We start from the raw sequence: 19,639 nt of genomic DNA, 5'->3' as shown, positions 1-19,639 counted from the left end.
GGTCCGCGCGGACTACTCGAGGGTGCGCTGAGCGGCGAGCTGCACCACATCCATCAGCAGCCCGCGGCGGGCGAACTCGGTCCGCTGCACCTGCGCTCCGGTGCCCCGGCGGCGCAGGTCCTCGATCCCGGCCAGGACGAAATCCAGGTCGCCGTTGGCGCGCAGGGCGTGCAGGACGTGCTGCACCAGGGCGTCGATCATCGCCCAGGCCGGCACCAGCTCGCGGGTGCGGTGATCGAGCAGGTCACCCTGCAGCCCGAACCGGGCCGCCCGCCAGGCCGCTCCGCGCAGCACCTCGATCCGGATCGGGTCCACCGGATGGCCGTGCCGCCATTGCGTCGCGGCGGTGTCCACCAGCGCGCGGGCCAACGCGGCGATCAGGGTGGAGTCGCGTACGTCCATGCAGACGTCGGGGACCCGGATCTCCAGCGTGGGGTAGGACGCCGAGAGCCGGGCGTCGAAGTAGATCATCCCGTCGTCCATCGCGGCTCCGGTCGCCAGCAGGTCGCTGATGGCCCGGTGGTAACCCTCGACGGTGCCGAAGCTCTCGGTCGGGCCGGCGGTCGGCCACTGCCCCCAGGCGATCGAGCGGTAGCTGGCGTAGCCCGTGTCCTGGCCCTGCCAGTACGGCGAGTTCGCCGACATCGCCACCAGCAGCGGCAGCCAGCCGCGGATCCGGTCCAGCACGGCGACCCCCTCCTCGGGGGACTCGATGGCCACGTGGATGTGCTGGCCGCAGGTGAGCTGCTGGGCGGCGATGATGCCGAACATCTCGGCCATCCGGGCGTACCGCTCGTTCTTGGTCAGGGTGGGGTTGACCGTGAACGGGTTGGTGGCGACGGCGACCACGTGCACCCCGGTGCTGCCGGCCGCGGCGGCCACCGTCCGCCGGACCGCGAGCAGCTCGGTGCCCAGCGCGGCGACGTCGATGGTCGGCGTCGACCCGATCTCGGTCTGCTCCATCTTGAACTCGCGTTCCACCAGGTGGTCGGCCGCGGCGCCGAGCGCCTCCACCGCGGCCTCGTGCACGACGTCCCCGGCCGACGCCGGGGTCCCCGACACCGGGTCGACCAGCATCAGTTCTTCTTCCACCCCGACGGTCCGCGCCACCGGACCAGTCTCCCCCACCGGGCGCGCGCTTGATTGCCGGAGAGTTTCGGATACAAGACGTGACTTCGGGTACAGCACAATGGACGGCGACCCATCCGCCGTCCTGAAAAGCCTGAAGAAAGGGTGGTCGCCATCGTGGTGGACAGCACCGGCGTCGGCCAGGGAGCCTTCGAACGCGACAGTCGGTACATCACCACCCGAATCACCCGAGACGGGCAGGATGGATATCCGGTCGAGCCCGGACGGTACCGGCTGGTGGTCTCCCGGGCCTGCCCGTGGGCCAATCGCGCCACCATCGTCCGACGTCTGCTCGGCCTGGAAAGCGTGCTGTCCCTGGGGGTCTGCGGGCCCACTCACGACGAGCGGAGCTGGACCTTCGACCTCGACCCGGGCGGCGTGGATCCGGTGCTGGGCATCAAACGGCTCCAGCAGGCCTATTTCGCCCGCGACCCGGACTACCCGCGCGGGATCACCGTGCCGGCCATCGTGGACGAGCGGACCGGGGCCGTGGTCACCAACGACTTCCCGCAGCTCACCCTGGATCTGTCCACCCAGTGGACCGAGTTCCACCGGCCGGGCGCGCCCGTGCTCTACCCCGAGCCGCTGCGGGCCGAGATCGACGAGGTCAACCGCCGGGTCTACACGGAGGTGAACAACGGCGTCTACCGGTGCGGTTTCGCCGGCGACCAGGACGCCTACGACAAGGCGTTCACCCGGCTGTTCGACGCCCTGGACTGGCTGGAGGACCGGCTGCGGGAACGCCGATTCCTGGTCGGCGACACCATCACCGAGGCGGACGTGCGGCTGTTCACCACGCTGGCCCGCTTCGACCCGGTCTACCACGGGCATTTCAAGTGCAACCTGCGCAAGCTGGCCGAGATGCCGGTGCTCTGGGCCTATGCCCGGGATCTCTTCCAGACCCCGGGCTTCGGCGACACCATCGACTTCGTGCAGATCAAGCGGCACTACTACCAGGTACACACCGGCATCAACCCGACCGGGATCGTGCCCGACGGCCCCGACCTGGCCAACTGGTTCACCCCGCACGGCCGAGAAGCTTTGGGCGGCCGGCCGTTCGGGGACGGTACCGCGCCGCCGACCCCGCCGGTCGACGAGATGCGCACCGCCGACTGGACGATCGAGCGGGACGGGGCCCGGTAGCGACCGGTCAGCGCATCTCCGGCGGCTGCGCGGTCGACTCCAGCACCGAGAGCCACAGGTCGCCGTCCGGGGCGACCTCGTTGCGGTGCGAGACGACGATGTCGATCGGCACGTGCACGAACCGGTTGTGCCGCCGGCCGACGACCATGTCGGTGCGGCCGGCCATCCCGGCGTGCGCGGCGGCCTGGGCCAGCCGGACGCAGTAGACCGAATCGAAGGCCTTGGCCGGCACCGAACGGATCGAATAGCTCGGCTTGAGGTACTTGAGGGTCAGCTCGCGGCCCAGGGCGCGGTAGTGACCGACGATGGCCGCCTCGAGGTACCGCCCGATGTCCCCCAGCTTGCGGTTGCCCGAGGCGTCCGTGCCGGCCCGGTCGGCCATCAGGTCCTGACCGGCGCCCTCGGCCACCACGACCACGGCGCTGCCCCGCTCGGCCACCCGCCGTTGCAACGCGGCCAGGAAGCCCGACTCCCCGTCCAGCGCGAACGGCACCTCGGGGATCAGCACGAAGTCGGCGTGGTGGTTGGCCAGCGCGGCATAGCAGGCGATGAATCCGGCGTGCCGGCCCATCAGCTGGACCAGGCCGACCCCGTTGACCGCCGACTGGGCCTCCACCTGCGCCGCGGCGATCGACTGGGCGGCCACCGTGAACGCCGTCTGAAATCCGAAACTCTGCCCGATGAAGGGGATGTCGTTGTCGATGGTCTTGGGGATGCCGATCACCGAGAGGTCCAGGCCGCGTCCCCGGGCGACCGCGGCGATCTTGCTGGCGCCGCGGATCGACCCGTCGCCGCCGATCACGAACAGGATGTCGATGCCCAGCTCGACCAGCCGGTCGACCATCACCTCGCTGTCCTGGGCGCCGCGGGAGGTGCCCAGGATGGTGCCGCCCTGCATGTTGATCGAGGCGACCCGTTCGGTGGTCAGGGCGATCGGTTCGTACCCGTGGGCCGGCACCAGCCCGGCGTAGCCGTTGCGGAAGCCGACGACGTCGGTGACCCCGTAGTGCGTGTTGAGCTCCATGACCAGCCCGCGGATCACGTCGTTGAGCCCGGGACACAGGCCACCGCAGGTCACGATGCCGACCTTGGTGCGGCCGGGCGGGAAGAACACTTGGCGGCGGGGCCCACCGGGCTCGAGCGTGGGCAGCTCGGTCAGCGGGACGCCGTGATCCTGGACCAGGTGCACGGTGTCGTCGAAGAGCACCCGGTCGCTCTCATCGACGTAGTGATCGTTGGTCCGGCGGGCCGCGATGTACTTGGCCAGCGGCGACTCATGGCGGCATTCACCCAGCTGTCGCACCTGCAGATCGGCGAGCGTCACCATGCGGACGATGGTTCACCGAGCCTGTGACCGGCGTGTGTCACCCGCGCAACACTCGCGCGGCGGGCGCGTCAGTCGGCGATCTGCGAGAGCACCCGGACCAGGCTGGGCGAGGCCGGCACCGAGGAAAAGCCGAACCCGACGGCCGGGTCCACGGGCTGCAGCTCGCCCAGGTCGACCCCGTCGAACCGGGCATCGACCGAGGTGATGTGCCGCATGTCCTGCGCGCAGTACCACTCCCGGCGACCGGCCAGGGTGCGGCCGCGCGTGCGCACGCCCTTGGCCGCCCGCGCGATCGGGTTCACCGTGCCCGCCCACCAGCGCGACCGGGCCAGCGTGCGCGGGACGGCCAACAGCAGCAGGCCCCACGCCGACCGGCCGCCGACCTCGAAGGTCAACGCCAGGTCGTCGGAGGCAATCATCCACTTGCGGCCGTCGCGCATCCGCAGCACCGGGGAGACCCGCACCTCGTCGAACCGGTACTCGGCCCGCAGGAAGTCGGCGAACTCGTCGGTCGGCGCGAGCAGCACCCGGCGCCCGTCCGGGCGTTCCAGCATCACGTCGGTCACCGGCCCGAACGGCGAGAGCGGCCACATGCCCACCACGATCCGGGTGCCGGACGCGGTGCCCATCCCGGCGATCGCACCGTCGAACTTCAGCATGCTGCCCGCCCTGCGTTCATCCCTCCACGGTAGGCGAGCGCCGCGTCGGGTCACGCCTCAGACGCCGGGGTGCTCGGTGACGTGCGCGACGATGTGCCGGACCGGGATGCTCGGGTAGGCCTTGCGGGCCCGGTCGACGACGTCCTGCCGCAACCAGGCCGAGTGCACGTCGGGATGGGTGGCGATGACGATCCGGTCGGGCTTGAACTCGGTGACGGCCGCGCCCAACGCGACCATCGGCCGGTGGTCGCCGAGCTCACCGTCGGCCGACAGGCCGTGTCCGCGCAGCGTCTCCAGGGTGCTGTCCAGCCGGCCCTGCGCGGCCTTGACCGTCTCCTGCCAGACCCAGACGGCCCCGGTGTGTTCGGCCTGACCGGTGTCGACCGGATTGGCCGGCACGCAGACGAAGTACTGCGCCTGGCCCTGCTGGTCGATCGTGCGCAGCTCGTCGATCAGCTCGCCGGCCCCCACCGTCTCGTTGGCCAGCACCAGCACCCGGGTGCCCCCGTCAGCCGGGGCCGCGTCGAAGTCCCGGCCCACCGATCCGCCCCGCCACTTGGTCACCGCGTACAGCACCAGCACCACGGCCCAGGCCAACACGCTGAGCAGCAGTTGCGGCCGGGTGGATTCCTCCAGGTACATCAGCACCAGCACGGCGAGCATGGCGGCGATGGTCAGGATGGTCAGCGCCGGGTAGAGCCACATCTTGACCTGCAGCTTGTCCTCCGACGTCCGTCGACGCAGGATCAGCTGGGAGATCGCGATCAGCAGGTAGACGAAAAGGATGATGGCGCCGGAGGAATTCAGCAGGAACAGGAAGACGGTGTCCGGGGAGATCGCCGCGGCGATCACGCACAGGAAGCCGACCACCGTCGAGGTCAGGATGGCCCACATCGGCACCCCGCGGCCGTTCACGGTGATCAGCGCGACCGGTGCCTCGCGCCGGGCGGCCAGCACGAACAGCATCCGGGATGCGGTGTACAGCCCGGAGTTCAGGCAGGACAGCACCGCGGTCAGCACTACGGCGTTCATCAGGTGGTCGACGTAGGGCAGGCCCATCACCTTGAATGCGCTCACGTACGGCGACTGGCCCAGCTCGTTGGAGTTCCACGGCAGGATCACCGCCAGCAGGAACACCGAGCCGACGAAGAAGATGGCGATCCGGACGATGACCGAGTTGGTCGCCTTGGCGATGGAGCGGGCCGGATCCTTGGATTCGGCGGCCGCGATGGTTGCGATCTCCGCCCCGACCATCGAGAAGATGACCACGACGATGCCGGAGAACACCGCGCCCAGGCCATTGGGGAAGAACCCGCCGTGCGCCCACAGATTGGAAAAGTCCATGCTCTTGTTGGGCCAGATGCCCAGCACGTACAACCCGCCGAGCACGATGAACACGACGATCGCGGCGACCTTGATTCCGGCGAACCAGAACTCGAATTCTCCGAACGAGCGGACCGAGAACAGGTTGGTCGCCGTCATCAGGATCATCAGCAGCAACGAGAGCAGCCAGAGCGGGACGTCGATCCAGTACTGCAGGATCTTGGCGCCGGCCACCGCCTCGAACCCGACGACGATGACCCAGAAGTACCAGTACAGCCAGCCGACCGAGAAGCCCGCCCAGCCGCCCAAAGCGCGCCGGGCGTAGTCGGCGAACGAGCCGGTCGACGGGTTGGCCACGGCCATCTCGCCGAGCATCCGCATCACCATGACGATCAGCACGCCACACAACGCGTAGCTCAGGAACGCGCCCGGACCGGCGTCGTTGATGACCGCGCCGGATCCGACGAACAGGCCGGCCCCGATGACGCCGCCCATGGCGATCATGGTCAGGTGCCGCTGGTTCAGTCCTTTGTGCAATTCGGGAGAGCCGGCCATCGAAAGCCTCACAATCAGTGACAGACCAAGAACCAGGAGTGGTCGGGTGCGCTAACCTGCCGCTTTCATCGTAATTCTGATCGGCAGAGTGTTGATCATGAGGAAAGGTGCTCTGACCTGGGAAGATAGGTCTTGCTGAGGGACCAATCGAACCAGAACCAGGAGCACCTTTCCGATGCGGAAGTCTACCGGGCTGTACCCGTCGCTCCGAGTCGATGCCACCGGCAAGCGGGTGGTGTCCCACGGCGGGTCGGTGCTGCTGGCCTTGGCCGCGGACAGGGTCGGTTTGGGTCGTGGGTTGTCGGCGGCGTTGAGGCCGTGGCGCAAGCCGATGGCGGTGCACGACCCGGGCAAGATCCTGCTCGACCTGGCGATCTCGCTGGCGATCGGCGGTGACTGCCTGGCCGACATCGCCCAACTGCGGGCCGAGCCCGCCGTGTTCGGTCATGTGGCGTCCGACCCGACTGTGTCCCGGCTGATCGACACCCTCGCCTCGGACGCGACGGCAGCGCTGAAGGCGATCGACACCGCGCGGGCGGCAGCCCGCGCCCGGGCGTGGAAGCTGGCCGGACCCGCCGCACCGAACCATGACCGGTCGGCGAAGGCGCCGCTGGTCGTCGACGTGGACGCCACCCTGGTCACCGCGCACTCCGAAAAGCAGCTGGCAGCAGCAACATTCAAGAAGGGCTTCGGGTTCCACCCGATCGGCGCGTGGGCCGACCACGGCCCGGACGGCACCGGTGAACCCCTGGCGATGCTGCTGAGGCCGGGCAACGCCGGCTCCAACACCGCAGCCGACCACATCAGCGTGGTCAAGGCCGCGCTCGCGCAACTGCCCTGCACCACGGCGGACCGACGGCCCGGCCGCGGTGTGCTGGTCCGCACCGACGGGGCCGGCGGAACCCACGAGTTCGTGGACTGGATGGCCCGGCAACGGGTCCAGTACTCGGTCGGGTTCACCCTGACCACCGACATCACCGCCAAGGTCGACGCCCTGCCGGAGGCGGCGTGGACACCCGCGTACAACGCCGACCAGGAGCCCCGGGACGGGGCCTGGGTGGCCGAACTGACCGGGGTCCTCAAGCTCAAGGGCTGGCCCAAGGACATGCGGGTCATCGTCCGCGCCGAACGACCCCATCCCGGTGCCCAGCTGAAGTTCACCGACTCGAACGGCAACCGGCTCACCGCGTTCGCCACGAACACCAAAGGCGGACAGCTCGCGGATCTGGAACTGCGGCATCGGCGCCGCGCCCGCTGCGAGGACCGGATCCGCAACTCGAAGGACACCGGCCTGAACAACCTGCCCCTCAACGACTTTGCCCAGAATCAAGTGTGGATCGCGGTCGTGCAACTGGCCACCGAACTGACCGCATGGATGCAGATGCTCGCCTTCACCGGCACCCCGGCGCGGACCTGGGAGCCCAAGAAGCTGCGGCACCGACTGTTCAGCGTCGCCGCCCGGATCGGCCGCAAAGCCCGCCGTACCTGGCTCCGCCTGTCCGCGCACGCACCCCACCGCGACCTCCTCCTGCACGGCCTGGCCCGGCTGCGGAACCTGCCGCAACTGACCTGACCCACCGACCCGACCACCATCTCCGACCAAGGACCCGAACCGGGCAGTGGAACCCGGCGCCCACCCAGGCGACCACGGGTTCAGCAGCCAACCCATGATCAACAGAGGAGGACAAAAATGATCATGAGGAACGGCTACGAGGCCGCCCGACCACCGGAAGAAAGATCGAGGCTAACTGTGCGCCGGGCCGGGCCCCCTGGCAAGCGCACCGCGCATTCGGCCCAGCCCAGCGATGAATCCGCGGTCCGGACCCGGTCTTTGTAGCGAGCGGGCCCGGGGCGGGCGCACCGACGACGGACGGGGCGGTACCGATACCAATGCGGATGCCGATCGCCGACGAGCCGGCCGTCCCTCCACCCACGGGAGGGCGGCCGTTCCGGCGACGGACCGTGCGCATCGCACCGGGTGAGGCCCGCCCCTACCGGCCGGCGGACTGGCACGACTGCCTGGTCGTGGTCGAGTCCGGCGAGGTGCTGCTGGAGCTGGACAGCGGCGCCCGGCACACCTGCCGAGCCGGCGACATCCTGTGGTTGGCCGGCCTGCCCGTGCGCCGGCTGGTCAATCCCGGATCGGTCCCGGTCGTGATCCGCACGGTTCGCCGGCGCTGACCGTCACTGACCGTCGCCGGCCGGTCGTGGCCGGCACGATGGTTGCCGGACCCGAACCGGAGGAGTGCCGCATGACCGACAGCCTCACCAGGGGCGCCAACACCCCCTGGACCCACGACCGCGCCGTAGTGGCGGTGCAGGGCCTGTCCACCGAGGCCAGCGTGCTGGCCTTCCTCGTCACCGAGGACGGCCGGGTCCGCGGCGATCACGACTTCGTTTTCTTCAACAACCCGACGGTGCCCGGGGTGGCGATCGGCGGCCACCGGGTCGAGGTCGACTTGGTGGCCGTCCCGTCCGACGTGGCCAAGGTGGTCGTGGCCGCCGTCGCCGACGACGCCGATCCGGCCCCGTTGTCGGCCCGTCCGCTGAGCGTGGGCATCCAGCCAGGCGCCGGACCAGGGACGCAGGCGCTGGTGACCGGGCTGACCTCCGAACGGGCGGTCGTCCTGGTCGAGCTGTACCGCCGGGCCGGGCAGTGGAAGCTGCGCAACGTCTCCGCCGGCTGGACCGAGGGCTTCGCCGCCCTGGTCCGGGCGCACGGCGTCCAAGTCGATGAGGACGTCGATGACGAGGGCAGCGGCGCAAGCGAGCACCTGGCCGGCCCGGCCGCCGCGCCGCCCGCCCCGGCTCCGCCACCCCAAGCCCCGGCACCGGCCATCAATCTGCGCAAGCCGGGCATCGAGGCGATCGATCTGGGCAAGCGCACCGGCGCGATCAACCTGCGCAAGGGCGAGCAGGTCACCATCACCAAGACGCCCCGGATCGTGGCCACCTGCACCTGGCCGCGAGCCACCGACTACGACATCTTCGCGCTGGTCCGGTACCGGGACGGCCGCACCGAGACGGTCTCCACCTTCGGCACCCAGGTCGACAAGAACGACTTCCGGCTGGCCACCGGGGACGGCGCGGTCCGGCACAGCGGAGACATCGGGCGGACCCAGACGGCCAGCAAGGGCTGGCGCCGGAAGAAGGCGGACGAGCCGGCCGTCGGCCAGGAGACCATCGAGATCACCCTGAACCCGCAGATCGCGGCGGTGGTGCCGGTGGTCTACTCGGCGCAGTCCAACGGCTCCGGCTCGTTCCGCCGCTACCAGGTGGCGATGTCGATCGACAACGGCGGCGGGGACACCGTCACCATCGACGCCAGCAACGCCTCGGCCGACGACGCCGTGTTCACCTGCGTCCCCGGGATCATCATCAACGACCCGGACGGGGTGCGGATCCAGTTCCTCGAGCTCTACTCGGCCCAGGGCAGCGAGAACCGGCCCGTCGTCGATGGCGAGCTGATCGTGAAGATGGATGCCGGCCCGGTGAACGCGTTCAAGTAGCCGGCCGGCATCAGCCGGCCCGTTGCGACCGGCCCTCCCAGCGGCCCCACAGCATCCGGCCGCACACTGGACGGGTGACGCATCAACCTCCCGCCGCTCGCCGACCAACCGCGCGCCGGCTGACCTGGCCGGTCCTGGCCATCGCCGCGATCTCCATGACCGCGTTGACCCGAACCCTGGGCCGCGCGGCCCGCGGGCTGCCCACCGCCATCGGGGCCGGCCCGGACGAGATCCGGCCGGTGGCCGAGGGCTCTTCCCGGTTCGACGGGACGTCGTTCAGCAACGTCGAACCGGCCCACGTGTTCGGCCTGCGACAGGGGCTGCGGCTGCTGCCGGAGCTGCTCCGGCACCGCAACGGCCACCCCCCGATGACGATCCCGCTGGTCACCGCCCCGCCGGCGAGCCAGGCGGGCGAGCTCGCGGTGACCTGGCTGGGCCACGCGACCACGCTGGTCGAGCTCGACGGGCATTTCGTGCTGACCGACCCGGTGTGGTCGCAGCGGGTGTCGCCGTCGGCGACGATCGGCCCCGCCCGCCTGCATCCGATGCCGATCGCGCTGGCTCAGCTGCCCGCCCTGTCGGCGGTGGTCATCTCGCACGACCACTACGACCACCTCGATCTGCCCACCATTCGCACGCTGGTCAGCACCCAGACCGCGCCGTTCGTGGTGCCTCTTGGGGTCGGTGCCCACCTGCGGGGTTGGGGCGTGCCCGAGGACCGGATCGTCGAGCTCGACTGGACCCGGAGCACGACCGTGGGCGACCTGGAGATCGTCTGTACTCCGGGCCGGCACTTCTCCGGTCGCGGGCTGCGGCGCAACACCACCCTGTGGAGCTCCTGGGCCCTGCTCGGCCCGCAGCACCGGGTCTACTTCGGAGGCGACACCGGGTACACCACCGCGTTCGCCGACATCGCCCGGCAGTGGGGTCCGTTCGACGTGACCATCCTGCCGATCGGCGCCTACGGCGATCAGTGGCCGGACATCCACCTCCACCCGGAGGAGGCGGCCACCGCCCACCGGGACCTGGGCGGCGCGCTGATGATCCCCATCCACTGGGCGACCTTCGACCTCGCGCTGCACTCGTGGGCCGAGCCGATGCATCGGCTGCGGGCGGCCGGCACCGACATCCGCATCGCCGCGCCACGGCCGGGTGAACGAGTCGTACCGAACGACATCACGACCACGGACGGATGGTGGGACGTCCCGGTCGAATGAGCAGGCTGCGGCCGTCCGGTCCACCCCGGTGACCGTCCGTACCGGGGTGGCTCATATGACTGGCCGTGCGGATACGGTTACCGCGGGTGGGACAATGGGGTGGTGACCCGCAGCTTTCCGGGTCCCATCGTGTACGCGGGGTGAGGCGGATGATGGCGTGACGGCTCTGCAGGAGTTTGCTGCGGCTCCGTGGCGTGCCCGGGTCTGGGTTCTGCTCTCCGCCGTACTGGCCGTCGGGCTGGCCCTGGCCCTGTCCATCTGGCCGGACCCGGTCTGGCAGCTCACCGACATCGTCACCGCGCTGGCCCTGGTCATCGGCAGCGTGATCAACGTCGAACTGGGCCGGCTGTTCGAGGGTGGCCGGGTCGCCCAGCAGCGGCCGCACAAGGCGCTGTCCGCCTGGCCGATGGCCGCCACGGTGCTGCTCCCGACCTTCTACCTGCTGCCGGTGGTGGCGTTGATCTACGCGCATGCCCGCTGGCGCGGTATGCGGGTCACGTTGTGGAAGTGGTGCGCATCGGCGTGCTTCCTGGTGTGCGCGGGCGCCATCGCCACCATCATCGTGACGCCCCCCGGCGGGGACGGCACCCCGCCGACCCTGACCTCGGGGTTGCCCGGGGTGCTGATCATGGTCGCCGCGATCCTGACCTTCCTCGCCGTTGAATCGGCCATGCTGGGCATGTCCGGCTGGCTGAACACGGCGCAGGACGAGGTCTGGCTCCGGCGCACCCTGGCCGATCCGGCCTTCTACCTGACCGAGGCCGGGGTGCTGACCATCGGTGCGCTCACCGGGCTGCTCGGCGCCAACGCCCCGTGGTTCGTGCTGCTGCTGATCCCGGTCTACGGCTTCCTGCAGCAGTCCGTGCTGCACCGCCCGCTGCAGGAGCGGGCCACCCGTGATCCCAAGACCGGCCTGCTGGTGTTCAACGCCTGGCAGCGGCTGGCCGTCGAGGAGATCCGGCGGATGAGCGCCGCCCGCCGCTCCTGGGCGGTGATCTTCGCCGACATCGACAACTTCCGGTTCTACAACCAGCGGCACGGTCACCTGGGCGGCGATCACGCCCTCGAGCACGTCGCCCAGATCATCACCTCGAACGTGCGACCCAAGGACCTGACCGCCCGGTTCGGCGGCGAGGAGTTCTGCATCCTGCTGCCGGACACGGTGGCCGCCGAGGCCGAGCTGGTGGCCCAACGGCTGCTCACCTCGGTGAGCGCGGCATCGGCGAGCCTGCCCGAACCGGTCACCGTCAGCATCGGCGTGGCCGTGGTCGAGGCGGGCAATACCCCGATGGAGCTGGCCGTCGTGCTGGCCCGCGCGGACCAGGCGCTCTACCGGGCCAAGCTGGAGGGTCGCAACACCGTCCGGATCGCCGCCCCGGCCGCCGACATCGACAGCGGGGTGCGCACGACCTGGGACGCCAAGCTGAACCGGTCGGCCCACCGCGCGCAGTACTCGGAGGACGGCGAACGCCAGCGCCGGTGGGGCTGACGGTCGCCGGCCGACCGGCGTCCTGGCGGGGACCGGCTACCAGATCCGCACCCGGTCCTGCTCGTCGAGCCACAGCCCGTCGGTGGGCCGGGTGTCGAAGGCCTCGTGGAACTCGGCGATGTTGCGGACCACCTGGTTGCACCGGAATTCCGCCGGTGAGTGCGGGTCGATCGAGAGCATCCGGACCTGCTCGGCCTCGCGCATCTTGAGCCGCCACACGGTCGCCCACGAGCGGAAGAACCGCTGGGCCCCGGTCAGCCCGTCGATTACCGGCGCCGACTGGTCACCCAGCGAGATCCGCCACGCCTGGTAGGCGATGCCCAGCCCGCCCACGTCGCCGATGTTCTCGCCGATGGTCAGCGCCCCGTTGACGTGATGACCGGGCGTGTTCTTCGGCTCCAGCGCCGAGTACTGGTCGATCAGCCGGCCGGTGAGCTGCTCGAAGGCGGCCCGGTCGGCCGGAGTCCACCAGTCCTGCAGGGCGCCCCGCCCGTCGTACTTGGAGCCCTGGTCGTCGAAGCCGTGCCCGATCTCGTGACCGATCACCGCGCCGATGCCGCCGTAGTTCACCGCGTCGTCGGCCTCGGGGTCGAAGAACGGCGGCTGCAGGATCGCGGCCGGGAAGACGATCTCGTTCATGCCCGGGTTGTAGTAGGCGTTGACGGTCTGCGGCGACATGAACCACTCGTCGCGGTCCACCGGGCCGCCCAGCTTGCCCAGCTCACGGTCGAGCTCGAACGCGGCCGCCCGAGCCGCGTTGCCGATCAGGTCATCCGCGGCCACGGTCAGCGCGGTGTAGTCCCGCCAGCGGGCCGGATAGCCGATCTTGGGAGTGAAGGCGTCCAGCTTCTCCAGCGCCCGGGCCCGGGTCTGCTCCCCCATCCAAGGCAGCTTGCCGATCTCCGTGCGGTAGGCGGCCAGCAGGTTGGCCACCAGCTCGTCCATCCGGCGCTTGGACTCCGGCGGGAAGTGCCGCTCGACGTACAGCCGGCCGACCGCCTCGTTGGCCGCCATCTCGACGAAGCCGACGCCGCGCTTCCACCGCTCGCGCAGCTCGGGGGTGCCCGAGAGGGTGCGGCCGTAGAAGTCGAAGTTCTTCTCCACCAGCTCGGCCGGCCCGAGCGGGGCCAGGGACCGCACGATCTGCCAGCTCAACCAGGCCCGCCAGGCCGGCAGGTGGTCCGGGGTGAGCAGCGCGGCCAGCGCGGTGAAGTAGTCGGGCTGGCGGACGACGACCTGATCGAGCACCGACGGGTCGGCGCCCAGCCCGTCCAACCAGGCGTCCCAGAGGGGGCCGGGCAGCAGCGCGTCGAGGCCGGCCCGATCCTTGGGGTTGTAGGTCTGCGAGCTGTCGCGCGAGCGGACCCGGTCCCAGTGCCCGGCGGCCACCGCGGTCTCCAGCTCGACCACCGCGGCACCGGCGCCAGCGCTCTCCGGGATCCCGGCCAGTTCCAGGATGCTCGGCAGGAACGCGGCGTAGGCGCTCAGCACGTCGGCGTGCGCCGCGTCGGAGTAGTAGGACTCGTCCGGCAGGCCGATGCCGCCCTGGTAGAGGTTGAGCACGTACCGGTCGGGGTCGCCCGGGTCGGTGTCCACGTCGATGGCGAACGCGCCGCCGACGCCGGACCGGCGCAGCCGGCCCAGGGTCCGCATCAGCGCGGCCGGACTGTCCACACCCTCGACCTCGGTCAGCCGCGCGGCGATCGGCGCCAGGCCCTGCCGCTCCACCGCCTCGACGTCCATGAAGCTGCGGTACAGGTCGCCGATCAGCTGCACCGGGCTGCCCGGCTCGGCGCCGTCGGCCGCGGCGGCGGCGTCCTCGATGATCGCCCGACTGTCCTTTTCGGCCTCGTCGCGCAGCTGGTAGAAGGCGCCGTCGGCGGACCGGTCGGCCGGGATCTCGGCGGTCGCCAACCAGGGCCCGTTGACGTGCCGGAACAGGTCGTCCTGCGGTCGCGGGACGATGACATCGGCCGCGGGGGATGCGGTCATCGGTGAACTCCTCAAGCGTGTTCGGCCTCGTTACCGCGATTCACGCTACGCGGCGGCCGGAATGCCGCGGCGGTGGCCGTGGTTGGCCCCAAGAGCGGGGGCACAGCAGGACGAGGAGGAATCCCATGAGCGAGAACACGGCCAGATATCGGGTGACCGGGATGACCTGCGACCAGTGCGTGGTCGCCGTGACCGAAGAGGTGCGCCGGCTCGAGGGCGTGCGGTCGGTGGACATCGAACTGCGACCGGGCGACATCTCCGTGGTCACCATCGTCAGCGACGCACCGCTGCTGGCGGGGGCCGTACGCGACGCCATCGACGAGGCGGGTTACGCCCTGGCCAGCTGACCCACCGACCGGGGATCTGGCCGAGTCCGGTTGGGCCCGGTCAGATCTCGTCCATCAGCCGGATCTTGCGCTGGGCGAACTCCTCATCGCTGACGGCACCGGCGGCGTGCAGGGCGCGCAGTTCAGCCAGTTCCTGCAACGGGTCCCGGTAGACCGCCGGCCCGTCGCCGGCCGGCGTCATCGCCGCCCGGGTGTTGGCCGCGAACGTGTCCGCCTGGGTGCCCAGGATCTGATCGACCTGCAGTCGGGACGACTCGGTCCGGACCTCGACAGTGCCCATGCCCTTGGCCTTGCCCGACTCCACCGACACCACCTCGGTCAGCGGCACCTCGGCCCCGTAGGGCGCGTCGCCGCCGGGCACGAACAGCACCCGCCGGGAGGTCAGGGCGAACAGGCCCATCTTCTTGTTCCAGCGACCCTCGACCAGCTGGATGACCACCTCCTGGTCGGTGAGCAGCTCGGCCAGCCGGGGCAGCTCCCGGTCGGTCTGCCGCCCGAATGCGGTGCGCTCGGCCGCCCGCACCAGGTCGTCGCGCACCCCCTGAGCGCGCAGCCGCTCGCCCAGCGTCGGCATCTTGAGCCACTTGCCGAGGAATCCGGTCATGCCCCGCTCCGCTCGGATCGGCCTGGTCGGTCGCCTCTACTATCCCACTCGAGCGCCGGCCGGTCGGCGCTGGTCAATGGGCTTTTCCGGCGCTGCGGGCCTCGAGCAGTTTGAGCCAGATCTCGCTCATGGTCGGGTACGACGGGACGACGTGCCACAGCTGCTCCAGCGTCACCCCACCGACCACGGCGACCGTGGCGGCGTGCACCAGCTCGGCCACCTCGGCCCCGACGAAGGTGGCGCCGATCAGCGTGTCGGTGGTTCGGTCGATCACCAGCTTGGCCCGACCGACGTACCCGTCCCGCAGCAGTGAGGACCCGGCGAAGCCGGCCATGTCGTACTCCACGGCCTCGACATCCAGGCCGGCGTCCCGAGCCTGCCGCTCGGACCGGCCGACGGAGGCGACCTGCGGATCGGTGAAGGTCACCTGAGGCACCCGGCCGTCGTCGGCCAAGTCGGTGAACCGAGACCCGTCGGTCGGGCGACCTTCGGCCCGGGCGGCGATGACCGCCCCGCAGATGCGGCCCTGGTACTTGCCCATGTGGGTCAGCAGCGCCCGGCCGGTCAGGTCGCCGACCGCGTACAGCCACTGCCCGTCGACGCCCCGCACGGCCAGCTGGTCGTCGGTGGTGACGAACCCGTGGCTGGCGCCGACGTCCACGCCCACCGCGTCCAGTCCGAGGTCGGCGCTGGCCGGGGTGCGCCCGGCCGCGACCACCAGCTCGTCCACCACCAGGGTCTGGTCGCCGAACCGCAGGGTCACCTCACCGCCGTGGGTGCGGCCCTCACCGGTGGCCGCCGGGTCGGCGCGCCGGACCTCATCCAGACCGGTGTGCAGCAGGACCTTGACCCCGGCGTCCCGGAAGGCCTGGGCCACCAGTTCGCCGGCGAACGGCTCGTTGCGGTCGAGCAGCCCCCCGCCACGGACCAGGATGGTCAACTCCTGCACGCCCAGCCCGTGCAGCCAGCTGGCCGACTCGCAGGCGACGACCCCACCACCGACCACGGCGACCCGCCGGGGCACCTCATGCAGGTTGGTGACGTCGCGCGAGGTCCAGGGCAGCGCGGCCCGCAGCCCTGGCAGGTCCGGCACGCTGGCGGTCGTCCCGGTGGCCAGCACCACCGCGTGCCGCGCGGTGATGATCCGGGTGGCGCCGTCGGCGCCGGTCACCTCGACCTGCTTCGGGCCGGCCAGCCGGCCGTGCCCGCGGACGACCCCGATCCCGGTGTCGTTGGCCCACTGCACCTGGTACTTGTCGTCGTGGTGGCTGGTGAACCCGTCACGGCGCTCCAGCACGGCCGGCACGTCGATGGTGCGGCCGGCGACCAGGGAGGCGACACCGGGCATGTGCCGGGCCGCGTCCAGCAGCTCGACCGGGCGCAGCAGCGCCTTGCTGGGCATGCAGGCCCAATAGGAGCACTCGCCGCCGAGCAGTTCGTGCTCGACGATCACCGCGGTGCGGGTGCTGTCGGCGATCGCGTACTGGGCGACGATCTCCCCGGGCGGACCACCGCCGATCACCACCACGTCGTAGACGTCGGACTCACCGGCCAGGTCGGCCGCCTTGCGCGCGGGCTCGGGGGAGGTCATGGCGCCACGGTAGCCGCGACCCCCGACACCGCGTCAGGTCGACGACGGGCGGTTGAGCTGTGCCTGCGCGTCGGCCAACAGCCGGGTGATGGTGGCCCCCAGCCGGACGTCGGCGTCGGTCGGGCGACCACCGGTCGCGCTGCGCACCAGCTCGCCGGCCGCGGTCGCGTAGATCTCCACGATCCGGCCGTCCGGGCGCGGCGGCATGGGCACCAGCCCGGCCTCGCCCCAGAGCGTGCAGTCGAAGGAGGCGGCCGCCGGGGGCGCGAACTGGCTGAGCACGACGGTGCTCGTGGCGCCCGACTCGTGCCCGACGATCAGCGTGACCAGGTCCCCGTCGCCGGCCACGGCGGTGATCCGCGCGACCGGTCCGAGGGCGCCGGTCAGGGTGGACAGGGCATGCGGACCGGTGTCCCACAACGCCCCCTGCTCCCGCCGCCAGGCCGAGCCGCCGAACGGATTGCCCGGGGCCTGCAGGGTGCTCAGCCAGCGGAACCAGGCGCCTCGCCAGCCGCCGGTGGCGCGGACGTGGGTGAACCAGTCCCGGGAGGTGTCGACGAAACGATCGGTGAAGAACACCAGCGACGCCACCCCGCTGGCCGCGACGGCCGCCTCAAGCGCATCGGCCGCGGCCACGTCCAGGGCGATCGGCTTGTCCAGCAACAGATGCTTGCCGGCCCGCGCCGCCCGCAGGGCCAGTTCCGCCTGGATCGACGGCGGGACCGCGAAGGCCACCGCATCGACGTCGGCCAGCAGCGCATCGACATCCGGATAGGCGGCCCCGAGCGCCAGACCCAACTCATCGGCCAGGGCCGCCGCCTTGGCCGGGTCCCGACCCCAGATGCCGACCAGCTCGACCTCCGGGCAGGCGAGAAGTCCTGGTCCGTGGGCGATCCCGGCCCAGGGCCCGGTGCCGACGAGTCCGAAGCGCATGCCTGCCCCTTTTCTGCGGTGTCCGCGTGAGTCTAGGACGCTCCTGAATTATCCGTATGTCGGCCCCTGTTGATCTTGTGGGTTCGGGATGATCTTGGTGTGCAGGGTCGGTCGCGGGATCAGCGTGAGTTGTTGGATGCCGAGTCGGTAGTCGGTGGGCTGCTCAAGCCGGGCAGCGTGTTCGCGTTTCTGGCCGCGCACCGTCGGGAGGTGTTCCCGGACGGCATGTTCGCGGATCTGTTTCCGTCGGGTCGGGGCCGCCCGTCAGTGCCGGCCGACGTGATGGCGTCGGTGATTGTGCTGCAGGCTCTGCACGGCCTGTCCGACGCGGACACGGTGGACTCGGTGACGTTCGATCTGCGGTGGAAGGCAGCGTGCGGGTTACCGGTGACCGCTGCGGCGTTCCATGCCACGACATTGACGTACTGGCGGCGTCGGCTGGCCGCTTCGCAGTCGCCGAACCGGATCTTCGACGCGGTCCGCCAGGTCGTGGACCAGACCGGGGTGCTGGCTGGAAAGAGCAGGCGAGCGTTGGATTCCACGATCCTGGACGACGCGGTCGCCACCCAGGACACGGTCACCCAGTTGATCGCGGCGATCCGCCGGGTCCGCCGCGAGGTACCCGGCGCCGCCGAGGTCGTCGGCGAGCACTGCTCGGCTCACGACTATGACGACCCGGGCAAACCGGCGATCGCCTGGAACGATCAGCAGGCCCGCGAGGCCCTTGTCGATGCGCTGGTCACCGACGCGCATCGGGTGCTGGGACACCTGCCCGACCAGGAGCTCGGACCGAAGGCGGCGGACGCGGTCGCCCTCTTGGCGTTGGTCGCCGGGCAGGACGTGGAACCGGTCGAGGGCTCGGACGGCACCGACGGACGGTGGCGGATCGCGCAGCGGGTCGCCCCGGACCGGGTGATCTCCACCGTGGACCCGGAGGCGCGGCACGCCCACAAGACCGTCCACCGGCGGCAGGACGGGTTCAAGGCACACATCGCGGTCGAACCCGACACCGGTCTGGTCACCGCCTGCGCGGTGACCATGGCCAGCGGACGCGGCAACAGCGACGCCGAGGTTGGACCCACCTTGCTGGCACAGGAGACCGAAAAGCTGCACGTGCTGGCCGATTCGGCGTACGGATCGGGATCCGCGCGGGCCGAACTGGACCATGCCGGGCACATCGCGTTGATCAAGCCGTTCCCGCTGCGGTCGGCCGTGCCGGGCGGGTTCACCCTGGACGACTTCACCGTCGACCCCGAGGCCAGGACGGCCACCTGCCCGAACGGGGTGACCCGGTCGATCACCGCGCAATGGTCCGTCACCTTCGGAGCGGCTTGCCGCGGCTGCCCGCTCCGGGCCCAATGCACGACCAGCGACGCCGGTCGATCGCTGAAGCTGACCGAGTACGAAAGCCTGCTCAGGGCGGCCCGTCGACAAGCGGAAACCGAGGACTTCCAACAGGTCTACCGACGGCACCGGCCGATGGTCGAACGATCGATCTCCTGGCTGGTCCGCGGCAACCGCAAAGTCCGCTACCGCGGCGTCGCCAAGAACGACCACTGGTGGCACCACCGCGCCGCTGCGATCAACCTCAGGCGAATGCTCACCCTCGGGCTGACGCGGGTGAGCGGGACGTGGACCATTGCACCGGCCTGACCGGCCGGCACGAGACCTCACCGGGCCGTGAGCAACGGCCCGTCCCTCCGATCAGTCAGGAGAATCATCCAGGGCCGGGCGACGACTCAGGACCACGCCTGACAGCCCGATCACGCGCGAACGCTCCCACTGTCCCAAAGCGAACTCCCGAACCCACAAGTGACCGTTA

At 70.7% G+C, this 19,639-nt stretch carries 16 protein-coding genes; 8 read left to right on the top strand and 8 right to left on the bottom strand.

The features are described 5' to 3' along the window. Positions 1 to 12 precede the first annotated feature (12 nt). Complete coding sequence (locus tag NAMU_RS00625; RefSeq protein WP_012814035.1) at positions 13 to 1,110, bottom strand: carboxylate-amine ligase; 1,098 nt, start codon at positions 1,108 to 1,110, stop codon at positions 13 to 15. A 132-nt stretch (positions 1,111 to 1,242) separates the two neighbouring features. Between NAMU_RS00625 and NAMU_RS00620 the strand changes: the two genes are divergently transcribed. Continuing rightward, positions 1,243 to 2,271, top strand: a complete 1,029-nt coding sequence (locus NAMU_RS00620) for a glutathione S-transferase family protein (RefSeq protein WP_407669268.1) — start codon at positions 1,243 to 1,245, stop codon at positions 2,269 to 2,271. Between the two features lie 7 nt (positions 2,272 to 2,278). Here the strand turns inward: NAMU_RS00620 and NAMU_RS00615 are convergent, their stop codons facing one another. From NAMU_RS00615 to NAMU_RS00605, 3 genes are all read right to left on the bottom strand, one after another. Continuing rightward, on the bottom strand, positions 2,279 to 3,598 hold the full coding sequence (locus tag NAMU_RS00615; RefSeq protein ID WP_012814033.1) for an ATP-dependent 6-phosphofructokinase: 1,320 nt from the start codon (positions 3,596 to 3,598) through the stop codon (positions 2,279 to 2,281). A 68-nt stretch (positions 3,599 to 3,666) separates the two neighbouring features. Beyond that, entirely contained in the window at positions 3,667 to 4,257 is a 591-nt protein-coding gene (locus tag NAMU_RS00610; protein WP_012814032.1) for a hypothetical protein, read from the bottom strand. Positions 4,258 to 4,314: 57 nt separating this feature from the next. Beyond that, complete coding sequence (locus NAMU_RS00605) at positions 4,315 to 6,135, bottom strand: amino acid permease (protein WP_012814031.1); 1,821 nt, start codon at positions 6,133 to 6,135, stop codon at positions 4,315 to 4,317. Positions 6,136 to 6,310: 175 nt separating this feature from the next. On the opposite strand from NAMU_RS00605, the gene NAMU_RS00600 reads away from it, so the two are divergent. The 5 genes from NAMU_RS00600 to NAMU_RS26865 all read left to right on the top strand — a co-directional run bounded on the left by NAMU_RS00600 (position 6,311) and on the right by NAMU_RS26865 (position 12,350). Next, positions 6,311 to 7,708, top strand: a complete 1,398-nt coding sequence (locus NAMU_RS00600) for an IS1380-like element ISNml2 family transposase (protein ID WP_012814030.1) — start codon at positions 6,311 to 6,313, stop codon at positions 7,706 to 7,708. A gap of 389 nt (positions 7,709 to 8,097) precedes the next feature. Continuing rightward, positions 8,098 to 8,316 (top strand): cupin domain-containing protein, encoded by a 219-nt coding sequence (locus NAMU_RS00595; RefSeq protein ID WP_138179862.1) that lies wholly within the window; start codon positions 8,098 to 8,100, stop codon positions 8,314 to 8,316. Positions 8,317 to 8,387: 71 nt separating this feature from the next. After that, a complete protein-coding gene (locus NAMU_RS00590) occupies positions 8,388 to 9,644 on the top strand; it encodes a TerD family protein (RefSeq protein ID WP_012814028.1) in 1,257 nt (418 codons plus the stop codon). A gap of 155 nt (positions 9,645 to 9,799) precedes the next feature. Next, positions 9,800 to 10,861: an MBL fold metallo-hydrolase gene (locus NAMU_RS00585; protein WP_012814027.1), complete on the top strand. Its 1,062-nt coding sequence runs from the start codon at positions 9,800 to 9,802 to the stop codon at positions 10,859 to 10,861. Positions 10,862 to 11,018: 157 nt separating this feature from the next. Continuing rightward, positions 11,019 to 12,350 (top strand): GGDEF domain-containing protein, encoded by a 1,332-nt coding sequence (locus tag NAMU_RS26865; RefSeq protein ID WP_012814026.1) that lies wholly within the window; start codon positions 11,019 to 11,021, stop codon positions 12,348 to 12,350. A gap of 36 nt (positions 12,351 to 12,386) precedes the next feature. On the opposite strand, the gene NAMU_RS00575 is transcribed toward NAMU_RS26865, so the two are convergent. After that, entirely contained in the window at positions 12,387 to 14,342 is a 1,956-nt protein-coding gene (locus NAMU_RS00575; RefSeq protein ID WP_012814025.1) for a M13 family metallopeptidase, read from the bottom strand. Between the two features lie 125 nt (positions 14,343 to 14,467). On the opposite strand from NAMU_RS00575, the gene NAMU_RS00570 reads away from it, so the two are divergent. After that, positions 14,468 to 14,689 carry a heavy-metal-associated domain-containing protein gene (locus NAMU_RS00570; protein WP_012814024.1) on the top strand — a complete coding sequence of 74 codons (222 nt, stop codon included), beginning with the start codon at positions 14,468 to 14,470 and terminating at the stop codon, positions 14,687 to 14,689. A 40-nt stretch (positions 14,690 to 14,729) separates the two neighbouring features. Here NAMU_RS00570 and NAMU_RS00565 read toward each other — a convergent pair whose 3' ends face one another. From NAMU_RS00565 to NAMU_RS00555, 3 genes are all read right to left on the bottom strand, one after another. Then, positions 14,730 to 15,293 carry an SHOCT domain-containing protein gene (locus tag NAMU_RS00565; RefSeq protein ID WP_012814023.1) on the bottom strand — a complete coding sequence of 188 codons (564 nt, stop codon included), beginning with the start codon at positions 15,291 to 15,293 and terminating at the stop codon, positions 14,730 to 14,732. 73 nt (positions 15,294 to 15,366) lie between these two features. Further along, on the bottom strand, positions 15,367 to 16,884 hold the full coding sequence (locus tag NAMU_RS00560; RefSeq protein WP_012814022.1) for a dihydrolipoyl dehydrogenase family protein: 1,518 nt from the start codon (positions 16,882 to 16,884) through the stop codon (positions 15,367 to 15,369). Between the two features lie 33 nt (positions 16,885 to 16,917). After that, on the bottom strand, positions 16,918 to 17,817 hold the full coding sequence (locus tag NAMU_RS00555; RefSeq protein ID WP_012814021.1) for a Gfo/Idh/MocA family protein: 900 nt from the start codon (positions 17,815 to 17,817) through the stop codon (positions 16,918 to 16,920). Between the two features lie 99 nt (positions 17,818 to 17,916). Between NAMU_RS00555 and NAMU_RS00550 the strand changes: the two genes are divergently transcribed. Further along, the gene (locus tag NAMU_RS00550) at positions 17,917 to 19,470 is read left to right on the top strand and encodes an IS1182-like element ISNml3 family transposase (RefSeq protein WP_012814020.1); all 1,554 of its coding nucleotides are present in this window, start codon (positions 17,917 to 17,919) and stop codon (positions 19,468 to 19,470) included. Positions 19,471 to 19,639: the final 169 nt, after the last annotated feature.

Origin of the sequence: Nakamurella multipartita DSM 44233, assembly GCF_000024365.1 — a bacterium.
In the GTDB taxonomy this organism is placed as follows: Bacteria; Actinomycetota; Actinomycetes; order Mycobacteriales; family Nakamurellaceae; genus Nakamurella; species Nakamurella multipartita.
The sequence above is the reverse complement of the archived record's forward strand: the minus strand, read 5'-3'. Positions and strand labels throughout refer to the sequence as shown.

Excerpts from the sequence above, each read along its gene's own strand:
- NAMU_RS00570 (WP_012814024.1), top strand. The coding sequence starts at position 14,468 with ATGAGCGAGAACACGGCCAGATATCGGGTGACCGGGATGACCTGCGAC.
- NAMU_RS00605 (WP_012814031.1), bottom strand. The coding sequence starts at position 6,135 with ATGGCCGGCTCTCCCGAATTGCACAAAGGACTGAACCAGCGGCACCTG.
- NAMU_RS00615 (WP_012814033.1), bottom strand. The coding sequence starts at position 3,598 with ATGGTGACGCTCGCCGATCTGCAGGTGCGACAGCTGGGTGAATGCCGC.
- NAMU_RS00575 (WP_012814025.1), bottom strand. The coding sequence starts at position 14,342 with ATGACCGCATCCCCCGCGGCCGATGTCATCGTCCCGCGACCGCAGGAC.
- NAMU_RS00610 (WP_012814032.1), bottom strand. The coding sequence starts at position 4,257 with ATGCTGAAGTTCGACGGTGCGATCGCCGGGATGGGCACCGCGTCCGGC.
- NAMU_RS00555 (WP_012814021.1), bottom strand. The coding sequence starts at position 17,817 with ATGCGCTTCGGACTCGTCGGCACCGGGCCCTGGGCCGGGATCGCCCAC.
- NAMU_RS00590 (WP_012814028.1), top strand. The coding sequence starts at position 8,388 with ATGACCGACAGCCTCACCAGGGGCGCCAACACCCCCTGGACCCACGAC.
- NAMU_RS00565 (WP_012814023.1), bottom strand. The coding sequence starts at position 15,293 with ATGACCGGATTCCTCGGCAAGTGGCTCAAGATGCCGACGCTGGGCGAG.
- NAMU_RS00600 (WP_012814030.1), top strand. The coding sequence starts at position 6,311 with ATGCGGAAGTCTACCGGGCTGTACCCGTCGCTCCGAGTCGATGCCACC.
- NAMU_RS00560 (WP_012814022.1), bottom strand. The coding sequence starts at position 16,884 with ATGACCTCCCCCGAGCCCGCGCGCAAGGCGGCCGACCTGGCCGGTGAG.
- NAMU_RS00585 (WP_012814027.1), top strand. The coding sequence starts at position 9,800 with ATGACCGCGTTGACCCGAACCCTGGGCCGCGCGGCCCGCGGGCTGCCC.